Raw genomic sequence first — 14,789 nt, 5'->3', positions numbered from 1 at the left:
ATTATTGAAAATAACTTGCCAAACTGGAAGACTGCGACTGGAATTGACTCATTGCTTTCTCCATAGCCGCAAACTGCTTATAATAGCGTGTTTCCCAATCTGAAACTTTTCGTTCCATCTCGGTTGCTCTCTTGTTGTACTGCTTCAATTGCTCACCCATAATACTCTCTGTTTTCAGTGTCATACTAGCATTTGAGTCCAATTTCGATGTACCCACTTTTTTCACGAGCATGTCTAGCGTAGAATTAAGCTCACCACGCATCTCACTAAATAGAGGTTTACTATTTGCGTCTGAAACTGAACCGCGGAAAATATTTAGAACTTTGTCAGGGTTAGTCGTAAGAGCATCCTTAAGTTTACTTTCATCAATCTGCAACTTACCCTTTTCATAATACTGTCCGGTTGTAATTCCTACTTCACTTAACATTTTCAAGTTCCCTGTAACTACCGTCCTCATTGAGTTAACAGCCGCACTAAGAATAGAATCATTCTTCAAAAGTCCACTTTTAGCTTTTTCTTCCCAATTCTTAATGTCGTCTTCTTTCATATCTTTCTTTTGATCAGCTGTCAAAGGTTGAAAATCACGAAACTTTTGCTCTGAGATTTTTCCATTTAACAATCCAAGTAATTCATTATACGTGTCCACGAAAGATTTTATCGTTTCTACAGCCTTGGTCGGGTCAGACTGCGTTGTAATTTTGGTAGGATTAGTTGCAGTCGTTTCTTCTAAAAATGTCAAGTTAATACCATTAATTTTCAGCTTATTATCAGTTAGTGTATATTTTACAGAATCTGTACCATTCGATATTGATACTTCACCAGCTTGAGGAGGAGTATACGTTAATCCTAGAGCAGTATTCAGTGAACTAGATTGCTGAACACCACCTGTCCCCGTATCTGTGATAGCTTTCCCATGTTCTTTTGAAGTTATTGAAAGCTTCCCGCTAATTTCATCAAAACTTGCCGTTACCGTTGGTATACTTGAATTAATGCGTGCAATAACCACAGATAAAGAATCTGTACTTAGAAAAGTAATTGAATTATCATTGATATTCAGATCGTATGAGGGAGCGTTTGTCCCTGTTAAATCTGCTAATGTTGTATCGAGAGTAACCTTCGCAGTGGGTTGATTAGCTATTTCCAGTCTAGAACTATTTTGCATTTGTGCTTGTTTGGCCAACTTAATCTCTGTAACTGAAAAAGGAACTGAACTTGCCTCAGCTGTTGCTTCCGCCCTAACTGCTGTTGTATTCCCACTTACTGTTGATTTTTGAGTATTTGTAGCATCCGAAAAGCTCATTTTCTGCAATTTATCACTTAACTGAACAATTTTGCTATTTATCTCTCGATAACTCTCACGTGTCCATTCGAGAATTTGTTTTTGCTGATTCAACTTGTCTAATGGAACTCGCTTCACTGTCATCATTGATTTAACCATACTGTCGATATCCATTCCTGAAAAACCATTAATACGCATATTCATCTAATCTAACCTCCTTATACTTTTTCATCGACTATAATCCCGGCTATTTCCATCATCTTGGCTACCAAGTCCAGTGTCTTCTCTGGAGGAATTTCACGAATCAGTTCACCTGTTTCCTTATTGAGCACTTTGACTAAAATCTGGCGACTCTTCTCATGAACACTCATTTCCAGAGTTGTCGTAGGGCCTGCCAGAGCTTTAACAGCTCTGTCTATTGCTTTAATAAGCTGCTCGTCTCCAAATGGAATGTTAACACCTTGCCTTTCAAGCTTGGATAACTCTGTCCCGCTTCGGACAGCTTGTAACAGAGCGCTGTCTTGTATGCCACGGGATTCACCTTGAGTGCCATTTGCAACCGATGTGCTATTGGCAGCATTGGTGGAAAGTGAAAACTGTATATTCATCGTTCATCCCCCGATGGAATTATTTATTATATTTATCGGTTAGCGAGGATTGAGATTGAATAGATATTTATTAGTACAATGAATGTTTCTAAAATAAACATATAGAATGTACTACATATTGAACGTTGATGATCTCCAGTGCGATGCGTGAAAACAAACTGTTATCTAAGGAACGATTCCAATCAATTACTGAATACATTGGATAGATTGAGGATGATCTCAGTTATGTTACCCTGGCAATTACCAAATTGTGTAGCAAACACACTAATCCAAAACGATAGGATTGCATGCATAAATTATATACCAGAATTTTTCCTAATTATTCCCTAAAACCTCTAACCATATTAGAGTTTAACTTTGTGTCAAACTATCTTTTTCATATTGGCTAATTTGAAACTCGCATACCTCTTTAACACTTTTCCCCACTAAGTAATCAACATACCATTGAACTGTATAATCCAGTGCTTTATCGAGAGACCACTTGGGGAACCAGTTAAGGTGCTTCAAAGCCTTCGAGCAGTCCAGTTTGAGCATGTTTGCTTCATGTTTTGAATCTTGGTTTATAATGTGGTATCCCAGATTATCGTGAGGCCATTTGCTAAGCATCTGATTAATGATCCACTCAACAGATCTAGCATCATCATGCTGAGGTCCAAAGTTCCAGGCCTCATTATAATTGAATTCTTCAGAGTATAAATTTTGACAAAGTAGTAGATAACCCGATAAAGGTTCTAGTACATGTTGCCAAGGACGAATAGCACCGGGATTACGAATCTGAATCTTATCTCCGTTAATCAGTGATTTAACAAAATCAGGGATGAGTCGATCTTCAGCCCAATCTCCTCCTCCAATTACATTGCCAGCTCTCGCAGTAGCTACATTTATCCCAGAGGATTGAAGAAAAGAACGACGATATGCCGAGGTGATGAGTTCTGAGCAAGCTTTACTACTTGAATAGGGATCATGCCCACCCAAAGGATCAATTTCCCGGTATCCCCATTCCCATTCCTTATTTTCATAACATTTATCTGTGGTAACATTTAGAATAACGCGGACCGATGAACAACTACGTGCTGCTTCCATTATATTAACAGTACCCATTACATTGGTTGCGTATGTCTCAACAGGGCTTTCATATGATTTTCTAACTAGAGGTTGCGCAGCCATGTGAATAATGATCTCCGGATTAGCTTTATTTATAGATTGAGTAAGTTTCAATAAGTCAGTTACATTACCGTCTGTAGTGGATTCAACTAAAACTTCTTCAATATTACCTAGCTGAAATAACGAAGGACTTGAGGGAACATCTAAAGAGTACCCCGTAACTTTTGCCCCCATATTATTAAGCCACAGAGTCAGCCAGCTACCTTTGAAACCAGTATGTCCAGTTATAAACACATTTTTCCCTAACCAAAAGTTACGATTCACGATGCCTGTTTTCACCATATCAACCTCTTGACTTTCATATAAATTTAAATTCCAACGAAGTTCATTTGATATAATCCATAAGTATGGTTTAGTAATGATTTCAGATATTCCGTTTCTTTTTCCTCACCATTAGCTAAAAAACTTGCTAAATTACCAACCATCTGATCGCTATCAGCACTTCGTTGTGGGGCATAGTTAAATATTGAAGTTGATTCAAAACCATATATCCTTGCTTGATTGCAAATTACTTCAGGGATGTAAAGCTTACGATTATGAACAGAATGAGAAGAGTTCAACATTTCGTATAGCATTTCAATACTAATTCCGTTGTTAACCATAAAAATCAACTTGCCATTGGTATTCATCTTGTCAGCAACACTATTAAAAATAGTGTCCAAATCGTCTGAATACAGATCCAATGGTTTTTCAATATAAACTAAGTCAACATTGACGTTTTCAACAGAATGGAGTTGAATTAAATTGTCAAGTGTAATGACTTGCTCAGAAATACTTCTAACATCCAGATCATACTTTCTCTCCGTCGAACAAACAGAAATTATTGGTTTATTCCCATAACTTGACCAAATACGATTCTTTAATTGAAGTAAAGTAGCCCCACATTTTACATCAATACCTAAAATTGAATTAACTCCTGAAAATAATTTTTCATCAATATCGAGATAGGCTACATTCATACGCGCATCCAACCAAGCATCCAAATCGTATCTTTCCCGGAAAGTTACTCTTCCTTCTTCCAAGGAATTGGATTGGTGGTCAACTGCTGTAGTCAAACTACCGTAATGGTGGGCTACAGTATCTCCACAATATACGAGCTTATATCCCGCTCTTCTGATTCTAAAGCTTATATCATCGTCCAAAAACTCACCACGGTAATAACGAGTATCATAATATCCAATTCGATCTAAAAGAGCTGTGGGACAACACAACACATTGGGTAACAATACTACACGCTCTTCCCACTTAGCAGGATCACTTACATTATAAGCTTTAGCCCGCTCTTGAAAATCTTCTTTAGAGACAAACGGGACTGAAATTTGCTGCAAATTTGAAATAAATGTTGCGCCTGGTGAGACAAAACCAATTTTCGGGTCTGATTCGATACAAATCATCAAGTTTTCTATCCAATTCGGTGTGAAAATAAAATCATTACATACAGCAGCACAATATTTACCTTCTGCTGCCATTAATCCAATATTAAATCCTTTAACAAGATGTATGTTGTATTTTAGATGAATTACTTTTGCCCCATTAATAGAATTAAAATACTCTTTTGTCCCATCATTAGAACCATTATCTACCAAAATTAATTCATAATCTATATCGCCAGTATTCATTAAAATGCTCTCAACGCAATCCTTGGTATAACTGAGATTATTATATGCTAGTAAAACTATACTGACTTTACACTTTGAGTTTTTACCATTCATAATAATATCTTCATGATCCACGATCCCGATCTCAGGATAAAAATTCGGGTAGTCGCTCTTCGTAACTATGTTTTCTACCAAATAAGCTACCTCATACTCTAAAACTCTAAACAAAGAGGTAAAATGAAATTTGAAATTATATAAAAAAGAATCTACTTTATCAGACATCATATTTTGTTTAAGCTCATTAATATAAAAAATTATATTAGCATTAATTTCCTTCACTCTGTTAGGTATAGTTGATGTGTTTGTTAAGTTTTCCACTACACGTATTAAGTTTAGGAAATCATCGAATATTCCCATGTCTGAGAGGCTCATTTCTTCTTGTTTAATACAATTTTCCAAATAAATAATTCCTTCACGTCCAACATGCAGAGACTCAAGAAGTTTTGTTGCGGTCAAATTATCCATTTTAGTCTCCCTTTATAATTCAATACCATCTGTTTTCGTATTAAAAGCATTCCATGATTCATCTTTTTGTGAGATGATGGTATGTTCTGACTCAGGCCACTCTATGCCAAACGCCTCATCATTCCAACGAACTCCAGATTCATGTGAAGGTGTATAGCTCTCACTTACCATATAATGAATATTTGTATTGTCTGTTAGGGTCTTATAACCATGTGCGAAACCTTTGGGAACATATAAAGATAAGCGATTTTCTTCCGACAGTGTCACTCCATACCATTTTCCAAATGTAGAACTTTTATAATTCAAATCTATAATAACATCGTATATCGCACCACTGAAGCACGTTACGATTTTGTCTTCGCTATAGGGTGGTTTTTGAAAATGCATGCCTCTTAGGGTTCCGGATTTCAAGTTAAAAGCTACATTAGATTGAGTCATATTGAAATTAATACCTTTTGCTTTCATTTCCGCCTGACAAAAACTTCTGGCAAAATATCCGCGACTGTCCGTAATAGGTTCTAATTCAATAACTGCCGCTTTATTCAACGGCGTAGGATGAATCAACATGCATGTCCACCTAACTTTCTATTACTTAAATTGTGATTTTATGATTTGAATGTTATTATTTCCCCAGAAAATCCAAGTTGTTTAAGCTGAGTTTGTATTTGATTTATATGTGCATTAGCAAAAATAATAATAGTATTGAATTTAGAGACCGCTTCAGATGTAGGTTTTTTAATGAGAATGCGAGAAAGATAATGTCCATGCTTGGCGTTGTCACTATCAAAGAGACATTGTATCTGGGTTTCATTTCTTAACATTGCCAAAAAACAAGTGGCTTCCGCTCCTGCGCCCCAACCTGCAACCCTAGAATTGGGAGAGAGTTGAGAGACGATTCTATTAAGATCCTTTTGCCGCTTCGTGCTAAAATCCACTAGAGATTTCGGCACCTTTCTCATATAAATTTCCAGTAAATTAGGATCTGCTGATTCCTGCACACACACAACACTCAATCCAGCACGACAGGCCATTGCTGATAGACTGGTTACTGAAAAATATTGGATGTGATCAGTACAAAGATTATTATACAGTTTTTTCTCGAAAATTCTTTGTCCGTTAGGAACTTCAACCAACAGCACACCGTTATCTTCTAGATGTGTCGCTGCTTGCTTTATCATCTCTAGCGGATCTTCAAGATGTTCCAAAACTTCTATTAAAGTTATTACATCAAATCCCGATTTAAAACTTAATCCTTGATGAAAAAAATCATGAGTCACATTGAAGCCCTTTTCCCGAGCAATTAGAACACTAGAACTAGAAGGTTCCACACCCTGAATTTCTATGAAGTACTTCTGGGCCAACTCAAGATAGTGTCCAACACCACATCCAATATCAAGGAATTTATTATTTGATGGAGCGAGCAAAGATAAACGTTCAACTTGTTGCTCTCGAACACTTTTAAAACTCGCACCCCAAAAAGAGCCCATTGAATATTCTTCATAATAGCTTTCATTTATATGAGACGGAATCTGAGTGTGTCCACATGAATGACAGTGATAAATGTCAATATCGCGCACCTGAACTTGTTCCGTATCATAATCAAGCATCACACTGTGTGGAGCACCGTTATATTTCTCTTCAAAATGACAGACTTGTCCACATATACAACATATCATGTCTAGTATTTCCTTTCTGATGAGCGCTTAAGGAGCTCTCCCAGCATTTCATATACGAATATTTCCAAGCTCTCCGTAGGATACAGTTCTGGACAATCATTTGAGCTTGTAAATTGAAAATGAACTACCTTTTCTTCCACTTCGGGATGAATAATTTGCACGGGCATATTGAATCTTTCTTGCGAAACTTTCTGAACAAGATACGCATAATTCAGAACACTCATCGTTTCTTCACCATAAGCATGTAAAATTTCATAAGATGGTTTCTCTCTAATAATCCAAGCTATTCTTCTACAAAGATCAGTAACACCTACGAAGTTACGAAGTTGTTTCCCTGAAGTACGTAGTATAATTTTATGATTATTTACTGCTTCTTCACAAAATGCAAAAGGTATGAGATTCCACCTTTTGAACTTTGCTAAATCCTTAGGTACACCAAAAACATTGGACGGGCGAACTATCCAAGTTCTAACTCCATTGGTTCCGTTAAACCTAATTACTGTTTGTTCAGCCTCATAATGTGCAAGCCCATAATTATTAATTGGCATGGGAGGAGAATCTTCTGTTAATTCACCCGGGGATACCCCGAAAACATGAAAGCTTGATACATATATGAAACTAGATATTTTATTATTCTCACAGAAAGTTAGTGCTGCACGAACCTTAGCAGTATTGTCAATTATAGCTTCATGATTTGATTCTGAGTGCATGTTCTCGCTAGGTGAAACCAGATGTATCATCACATCAATATCGCTGTATTTCATTTCAGCTATCTTATCCGGATCAGTAAAATCCATCAGGAGATCTCCGTGCGAATCTCTGGTAGCTTTAAGTACCCTGTAGTTCAAACTTTCAAGTAACGTGGCCATGTGAAGACCAATGTAACCATTTGCACCACTAATTAAAATTGTTTTCACTGTCACGATTCATCTCCATGTCATGAAATAGGTACATTATAAAATGTCTGTGCCCAAGGAGTGTTTGTTGATTGATTTATATGCTTACCTGTGTCTATATGACGGTAGTACAACGAACCATCACTCAGATCTGTATTTCTGAGGAGTGCTTGATTCCCTATAGTGACTAAATTCCCCACACTACATTCACCAATTACTGTTGAGTTAGGAGCTAAAGCAACACCACGACCTAGTTTAGGGTATTGGCCCTCTATAGCCCCCACAGTACACCCCTGATAACATACGAAGAAGTTACTATAAAAAGCTTTGCCCAACACTACTCCGTTCCCATGTAAAACAAGAAAAATATCAGGTAACTCTGCATCATACATACACAGAAAACCGTTTAGTGCCTTGTTTAGATTAAACAACTTAGCAGCTATTTCAGCATCTTTGAATCTTTTCCATATCGCATTAGATAAGAACCATATAAAGACGGTATATTGATCGGAGTGCAAATGAGAAAAATACGTTGTCCCATCGCGGTGATACGCTGGTAACGAAACATGTTTAAAGCAAAAATGCGTGCGTTCAAGTGCTTCGCTTATTGCCCATTTGAATATATATTCTTTATTCGATAACCGGTTGTCTGGATAGAAATTATTTAATTGATGAATAACATACTTTTGTAACTCATCTTCAGTCATCGAAGTCTTAAACATATACCCTCCATTATCTGTATATATTCTAATCTGTCCAAACCTTCCAAGGTGCTTTATGTCCATGCCAAAGCTCATCCAATATAATTTTTTCACGGAGAGTATCCATTGGCTGCCAAAATCCTTCATGTTTATAGACATTAAGTTGTTCATCTTTTGCTAAATTTTGTAACGGTTCTTGCTCTAAAATTGTGCTTTCAAAATCTTCGATATAACTAAAAACTTGTGGTTGGCAGACCATAAAGCCACCATTGATCCAACCGCCATCTCCCTTAACCTTCTCTGTGAAGCCAGTGACCGAGTTACCATCAAGTTCGAGTCGTCCAAACCTGCCATCTGGTTGTACGCCTGTAATCGTGGCTAGCTTCCCACTTTCCTTATGATTTTTTACCAACTGCTCAATATTAATATCAGCTAAACCATCTCCATATGTTAGCATAAATGGATTATTTCCTACATATGGTTCAATTCTCTTAATTCTGCTGCCAGTCATGGAATTTAATCCCGTATCTACCAATGTAACTTTCCAAGGTTCAACTGAATTCCGATGAACACTTACTGTGGCATCAATTCCTGAAGAGAAATCATACGTAATTGCTTCAGACATATGGCGATAGTAATTTGCAAAGTACTCTTTAATAATGTACCCCTTGTATCCTAGACATATAATAAATTCATGATATCCGAAGGAAGAATAAGTTTTCATAATGTGCCATAGTATTGGTGCATCTCCAATTTCAATCATGGGTTTAGGCTTCAAATGAGACTCTTCACTTATCCGAGTACCTCTTCCACCTGCTAAAATAACGACTTTCATTCTTCCACTTCACCTCCCGGCTACTTTATTCAACACGGCTTCCATCAAGTTCTGAATAACATTTCCAAAAGTCATTAAAACTTTCAATAACACTTGATTCTAACACCATGAGAGCTTGTGGGAAATCATTTTCATACGTAATCTGGTAATCTATCAAAGCACTTTTTAGCAAATTAGCTTTGAGCTTAATACTCTTATTGTTAATTTTCCCGCTAATTTCAGCCATCGTATTCTCAAGTTCTTGAGCCACCTGAACCAAATCAGTAAGAAGAATTTGGGTTGTTTCCGTTTTTTCATCCAAACTACTATTGTATATAAATTGTATAGAGTCTTTTATAGCCTTAACCAATTCGTCCGTTCTCTGATAAGAAATACTCGATTTCTTTTCCAATTGAACTATCATATCTTTATCTTCTTGAGTTATTCTTTTGTACCAAACTAGACTAGCATTAAAGCGGCTATAATCTCGACCAAAAATATCATCCAGCGCTTTGATAACCCCTGTATGGTATCCCTCTATACCATCCAAATGCTTATTGTCTCCATGTAAAAGATGGGGAGGTAGCTCATCCGCATAGCATTCACAATCATGACCTATCAAGAGTCCTCCTACTTTAATTTTTTTAATTCCTTTAATAATATCCTGATATACATAATCGTAAGTGTGGTTAGCGTCTACAAAAATAATATCGAAGAAGTTTTCTTGTAGAATATCCATCCCTATCGTGGAGTCACAAACTATTGGTTTTATATTTTCGTAGACCCCTGCATATCGCATTACACTTTTAAAATGTTCAAATGCATTTTCATAATTAGCTATGCTGTGACTCATCGTATCTGGACTACCATTCCATGTATCCATACAAAAAAGTATATTATTCTCTGAAAACGTCTTTAAACTGTTAGCAAAAAAATAGCTCGAGCAACCAAACCAGCTGCCCACTTCTAACGCTCTTATATTAGTGTGTTTACCATTCATTAATTCATTGAAAACAAGACTTGTAATTGCCACAATATCAAGCAGTGTTGTTTCCCCGTAAGTATATTTCTTAATAACCTCATAGTTGTTTATCATACTGGTATATTCCTGATACAATCTTTGGGAGCTTAATGTAGTGTAGTTATTATGTTTTACCCCCAAATCTAAAACAACTTCAGCCTCATTGGTATATGTGTTAGTCAGTTTCACTGTATTTTCTTGCAATGATATTTCAATCACAAAAGTTCCCCCACTTAGTTCAAATGTAATAATCGATCAATCTTATTGCCAATAGTAACCCAATCAAAATTCCTTTTAGAGACCTCTTGAATCTCATAGCACACTTTTTCAATTTGTCCTGAATCTTTGCATACTTCTAATAGTGTTTCTGCTAGCTTTTCTACGTCATCAATCGGAAAAAGGCTCCCCAGTTTGCCACCACAAGTAATGTCATAAGCGGGATCAATGTCAGTTGAAATCACATAACATCCAGCTCTAGCCGCCTCTGTAAAAACAAGAGGGAATCCCTCCCATCTTGAGGTTAAACAGAACACTTTAGCTTTTCTGTATTCCTTTTCAAGCTCAAATCTATTATTGATTGAGCCAGGTAATTCTACCTTTTTCATCAAAGTAGGATTCTCTGAAAAATAACTTTGTAGGTACTCCATAAATGTCTCTTCCATGTTCCCTACAATTTTAATTCTCCAATCAGGTATTTCCTCATTCACTAACTTAAAAGCTTCCAAAAGAACATCATTCGCTTTTTGAAAAGTCCCAATTCTTCCTACTGTTAGAATTACATTCTCTTTTTCTTCAAAAGCAACATCATTACTTGCATTAAAGTTGTAATACCCATTCGGTATTAATTCAATTTTCAATGGCCATTTTTGACTAAGATAATGATGTAATTTGCTACTTTCTACGCTAATTAAATCGCATTTTTCCAGTGTTCCCAAAACGTCATTCGTCATATCAATACTGTTCATCCAATATAGGTTTGCATCCAGCTTAAGATATACTTTCCCATCTGGATTAAGAGTTTTAAATATATTTATCCAGCTCAGTGTAAATGAGTAGATACCCATTAAGAATAAGATATCGATATTATTCGCATTTTGAATGAGGTACTCGTCCCCATCTCGCAAAATATCGCCTGTATTTTCAATACGTTCAACGTTCAAACCTTTAACTTCATTATTTAAATAAGGGAATTCCTCCATTTGGTAACAGGCTATTGATGAATTATAGTCATGGTACTTGTGCAAAATAAACGGAATCATTCCAAGATCCTTTGTCAGATGAACATTTTCACATTCAGGCCACAGAGCTACAAGGCGTGGTTTTGTTTTAGCTGATAGATTACTCATATTCGACTCCCTTAATTTGTTAAACTCTGTTTAGGTTTCACTCTCAAAAAACCTAAATCCCCTTACATTTTGTTATTACATTTTCAAATCTATCTCAACCATAAACATAGTTTGAACTTCTCGCTTATTACATTTAATAAAGCATTCTTACCCTTTTCATCTTTCGATTTAAGATATACATTATACATTCGTTCATGTGAACTGTAATTATCAGACAATTCAAGTAATTTAGTATAAAAGAGCTGTGCATCCTGCAGATAATTCGACCTGTAGCAAACATCACCTAATAATCTTATAATATTTTTGTTTCTTGGATGCAGCTTGAACAGCTCCACTAATAAATCAATAGCAATTTCGCCGAAACCATAATCCGCCAGATGCTCACACACTTTAATCTTAATTTCAATGCGACCATTCCATATATATCCAAGTATAGTTTCCATCACTTCAAACTCTTGTAAACGTATCAGGTGTACTAACACTCTCTCTAAAATACTTTCCGTATACGTTGTTAAACTTAACTTATCGATCGATTCATCCCGTACAACTATGGTTAAAAATTTCTTTTCTTTATCACTTAGATTAAACAGTGGGCCAGCCTTCTCGAATAATACCTCGTCTTTAAGAAGAATTGCTAACAACAGTATATCTACTCCATTTTGCTCTTCTTGCTCAGATAGTCCTAGCCATTGCTCTCGGGCTTGGCTATAATCCTTGGCATATTGGCTAGCAACAGCCATGACATGCTCCTGAACCGTTACCTCATACAAGGTTAGATATCTCTGTAAGAGTGGATGTCTCAGTTGATAAAGTGCCTCCAGTATTTTTCCCAAAATTTTACTGTTTGTTATTGAAAATATATCATTGGCGTTTGTAAACATCTCTTCCAGAGAAAGACCTGCTTTTTCTACAATTTCAAAATACTTTCCAATCACAGGTAAAAAATCTGCTTTAAACCTGATCGCTTCTGTAATATGTTCATACGCCTTGTTATATTCATTTCGTGTTGAATGCCACTCTGCAAGCCTTAAATGTGCGATGTACGTGCCATTACCTTCTGTGAATGAAATACCTTGGTCACCAATCTCCAAGCATCTGTTCATACACGCCATAGCATCTCTGTGATATCCAATTTCCATATAGTACAGTGCTTGCAAATGAAACAAATCAACTTCGAGCGGATATAAATCCACAGCTTGTTCCAGAATCGTAAGTGCCTCATCATATCTCTTTAGTTCGCCAAGGCTCCTGCATAAAGATGCAATCAACTCTGGGGCAATCGTGAGATTCTTACTTAATGGGTATGCCTTTTGCAGATATTGAATGGCCTTTTCATGTTCACCAAGCCACATATAGGTTCTACCCATATTGAATAAATTATAGACAGATGGATTCCCCTTCACTTCAACTAACATAAGGGCCAGATTCCTCTGAGCCTTTCCTCTACTTTCCATTATCTCGTCAGTGTAACCGGTATGCATGATCATTAGATTGGAATAACCTGCTACTAACTGATCTTCTTGTTCCCTTGTATTCAAATGTTCATGGAGGCGATTCTGATAACACAGACCTATTTTATTCTTAAAAATACGAATAGCCAGATGAGTCATTCCACGATCGCCTGACATAAAGTTAAATATTTTTGTGAAATAGTAATCTGCTCCAGATTGTAATACCTCAGCCAAATTTGTTGTCTGTTCCAGATATTCGTCTGCATCCAGCACAAGAGTGTAATCTGTATTCGCATGACGTATGGACTCATTACGAGCCGCTGAGAAATCATTGGTCCACTCCATTTGAACAATATCTGTTGTGTACTCTTTGGCGATTGAGAGTGTATTATCAGTAGAACCTGTATCAACAATGACTATCTGATCAACTTTATCTTTTACACTATCCAAACACCTTCTAAGAAATTGCTCTTCATTTTTAACAATCATACATAACGCAATAGTTTTCGACATGTATTCCCTCTCATTTCGCATTTACGAATCCAGATCTATACCTATGTATATCGGTAAAAGTATCCACAATATTTAGAATTATTGTGGCATTAATAACAAGTAAATAATTCCTCGAATAATACTTAAATAAAAAAAACCATCGAGATAATCCTCGATGGCTCTTTGTGCAAAACTTAACGAAGCAATTGCAGTACAGCTTGTGGCTGTTGGTTAGCTTGCGCCAACATCGCTTGTGAAGCTTGTGCAAGGATGTTGTTTTTCGTTTGGTTCATCATTTCTTTCGCCATGTCTACGTCACGAACACGGGATTCTGCAGCAGATAGGTTTTCAGAAGTCGTTCCCAAGTTGTTGATGGTGTGCTCCAAACGGTTTTGGTTTGCACCCAATTTGGAACGTTCAGCAGATACCGACGCGATTGCTGTATCCAAAGTAGCGATTGCAGCGTTCGCACCTGTTTGAGAAGCAATACTTACAGATCCAGCAGCAACGCCTAGGGAACCAGCTCCCATGTTGCCAATATTCAACGTAATGCTTTGGCCTGTGTTAGCTCCGATATGGAATACGACAGCACTTGCGCCAGCACCATTCAACAATTTCTTCGTATTGAACTCAGTTGTTGTCGAGATACGATCGATCTCTGCTGTCAGTTCTGTTACTTCTTTTTGAAGTTCCACACGGTCAGCGTTAGTGTTTGTATCATTCGCCGATTGAACAGACAATTCACGCATACGTTGCAGAATGCTGTGTGTTTCGTTCAATGCGCCCTCAGCTGTTTGAATCAAAGAGATACCGTCTTGTGCATTTTTGGAAGCCATATCCAAACCACGGATTTGTCCGCGCATTTTTTCTGAGATTGCCAATCCTGCAGCATCGTCACCAGCGCGGTTGATCCGCAGACCGGAAGACAATTTTTCGATCGCTTTGTTTGTGTTTGTTGTGTTGGTGTTCAGTTGGCGATGAGTGTTCATCGCAGCAATATTGTGGTTGATAATCATTGAGTGTTTCCTCCCTGAAATAAGTTAGTTCCACATCCTTGTGGTAAACGTTACAATGTTAAGACTAAATACCTATCAGTGCAACATCTTACTTTATATATCGACAGGAACCTCAATACTTTTTATAGTAAAATGATTTTTATTTTATTTTTTTATAATTTGTAACGTCTGGTGCTGTTTCTTTTGAAATCCAAGTTAATTG

The 14,789-nt window shown here is 36.8% G+C and carries 13 protein-coding genes; all 13 read right to left on the bottom strand.

The window, feature by feature from the left end:
* Position 1: 1 nt before the first annotated feature.
* The gene (gene fliD, locus PAHA3_RS23195) at positions 2-1,483 is read right to left on the bottom strand and encodes a flagellar filament capping protein FliD (RefSeq protein WP_235599535.1); all 1,482 of its coding nucleotides are present in this window, start codon (positions 1,481-1,483) and stop codon (positions 2-4) included.
* A 14-nt stretch (positions 1,484-1,497) separates the two neighbouring features.
* Positions 1,498-1,887, bottom strand: a complete 390-nt coding sequence (locus tag PAHA3_RS23190) for a flagellar protein FlaG (protein ID WP_062837014.1) — start codon at positions 1,885-1,887, stop codon at positions 1,498-1,500.
* A gap of 351 nt (positions 1,888-2,238) precedes the next feature.
* Positions 2,239-3,330 (bottom strand): CDP-glucose 4,6-dehydratase, encoded by a 1,092-nt coding sequence (gene rfbG, locus PAHA3_RS23185; RefSeq protein ID WP_371327950.1) that lies wholly within the window; start codon positions 3,328-3,330, stop codon positions 2,239-2,241.
* Positions 3,331-3,359: 29 nt separating this feature from the next.
* Positions 3,360-5,174: a glycosyltransferase family 2 protein gene (locus PAHA3_RS23180; RefSeq protein ID WP_062837012.1), complete on the bottom strand. Its 1,815-nt coding sequence runs from the start codon at positions 5,172-5,174 to the stop codon at positions 3,360-3,362.
* A gap of 12 nt (positions 5,175-5,186) precedes the next feature.
* A complete protein-coding gene (rfbC, locus tag PAHA3_RS23175; RefSeq protein WP_062837011.1) occupies positions 5,187-5,741 on the bottom strand; it encodes a dTDP-4-dehydrorhamnose 3,5-epimerase in 555 nt (184 codons plus the stop codon).
* A gap of 38 nt (positions 5,742-5,779) precedes the next feature.
* Positions 5,780-6,781 (bottom strand): class I SAM-dependent methyltransferase, encoded by a 1,002-nt coding sequence (locus PAHA3_RS23170; RefSeq protein WP_167350931.1) that lies wholly within the window; start codon positions 6,779-6,781, stop codon positions 5,780-5,782.
* Between the two features lie 71 nt (positions 6,782-6,852).
* Positions 6,853-7,773, bottom strand: coding sequence for an NAD-dependent epimerase/dehydratase family protein (locus PAHA3_RS23165; protein WP_062837009.1), 921 nt, complete (start codon positions 7,771-7,773; stop codon positions 6,853-6,855).
* A gap of 14 nt (positions 7,774-7,787) precedes the next feature.
* Positions 7,788-8,453, bottom strand: a complete 666-nt coding sequence (locus PAHA3_RS23160) for a serine acetyltransferase (protein WP_153028282.1) — start codon at positions 8,451-8,453, stop codon at positions 7,788-7,790.
* Positions 8,454-8,493: 40 nt separating this feature from the next.
* Positions 8,494-9,282, bottom strand: coding sequence for a glucose-1-phosphate cytidylyltransferase (rfbF, locus tag PAHA3_RS23155; RefSeq protein ID WP_062837007.1), 789 nt, complete (start codon positions 9,280-9,282; stop codon positions 8,494-8,496).
* A gap of 25 nt (positions 9,283-9,307) precedes the next feature.
* Complete coding sequence (locus tag PAHA3_RS23150; RefSeq protein ID WP_062837006.1) at positions 9,308-10,501, bottom strand: class I SAM-dependent methyltransferase; 1,194 nt, start codon at positions 10,499-10,501, stop codon at positions 9,308-9,310.
* Positions 10,502-10,515: 14 nt separating this feature from the next.
* Positions 10,516-11,628: a glycosyltransferase gene (locus PAHA3_RS23145; RefSeq protein WP_062837005.1), complete on the bottom strand. Its 1,113-nt coding sequence runs from the start codon at positions 11,626-11,628 to the stop codon at positions 10,516-10,518.
* An 89-nt stretch (positions 11,629-11,717) separates the two neighbouring features.
* Complete coding sequence (locus tag PAHA3_RS23140; protein WP_062837004.1) at positions 11,718-13,592, bottom strand: glycosyltransferase; 1,875 nt, start codon at positions 13,590-13,592, stop codon at positions 11,718-11,720.
* 173 nt (positions 13,593-13,765) lie between these two features.
* Positions 13,766-14,587 (bottom strand): flagellin Hag, encoded by an 822-nt coding sequence (gene hag, locus PAHA3_RS23135; RefSeq protein WP_062837003.1) that lies wholly within the window; start codon positions 14,585-14,587, stop codon positions 13,766-13,768.
* Positions 14,588-14,789 lie beyond the last annotated feature (202 nt).

Source organism: Paenibacillus amylolyticus (genome assembly GCF_001570725.1).
Classification (GTDB): Bacteria; Bacillota; Bacilli; order Paenibacillales; family Paenibacillaceae; genus Paenibacillus; species Paenibacillus amylolyticus_A.
Note: the sequence above shows the minus strand (reverse complement) of the source record. Positions and strands in the feature narration are given on the sequence as shown.

Bases quoted from the DNA above. Each gene is read 5' to 3' on its own strand.
- PAHA3_RS23145 (WP_062837005.1), bottom strand. From the start codon at position 11,628: ATGAGTAATCTATCAGCTAAAACAAAACCACGCCTTGTAGCTCTGTGG.
- PAHA3_RS23160 (WP_153028282.1), bottom strand. From the start codon at position 8,453: ATGACTGAAGATGAGTTACAAAAGTATGTTATTCATCAATTAAATAAT.
- PAHA3_RS23180 (WP_062837012.1), bottom strand. From the start codon at position 5,174: ATGGATAATTTGACCGCAACAAAACTTCTTGAGTCTCTGCATGTTGGA.
- PAHA3_RS23140 (WP_062837004.1), bottom strand. From the start codon at position 13,592: ATGTCGAAAACTATTGCGTTATGTATGATTGTTAAAAATGAAGAGCAA.
- rfbC (WP_062837011.1), bottom strand. From the start codon at position 5,741: ATGTTGATTCATCCTACGCCGTTGAATAAAGCGGCAGTTATTGAATTA.
- rfbF (WP_062837007.1), bottom strand. From the start codon at position 9,282: ATGAAAGTCGTTATTTTAGCAGGTGGAAGAGGTACTCGGATAAGTGAA.
- hag (WP_062837003.1), bottom strand. From the start codon at position 14,587: ATGATTATCAACCACAATATTGCTGCGATGAACACTCATCGCCAACTG.
- PAHA3_RS23190 (WP_062837014.1), bottom strand. From the start codon at position 1,887: ATGAATATACAGTTTTCACTTTCCACCAATGCTGCCAATAGCACATCG.
- PAHA3_RS23170 (WP_167350931.1), bottom strand. From the start codon at position 6,781: ATGCTTGATTATGATACGGAACAAGTTCAGGTGCGCGATATTGACATT.
- fliD (WP_235599535.1), bottom strand. From the start codon at position 1,483: ATGAATATGCGTATTAATGGTTTTTCAGGAATGGATATCGACAGTATG.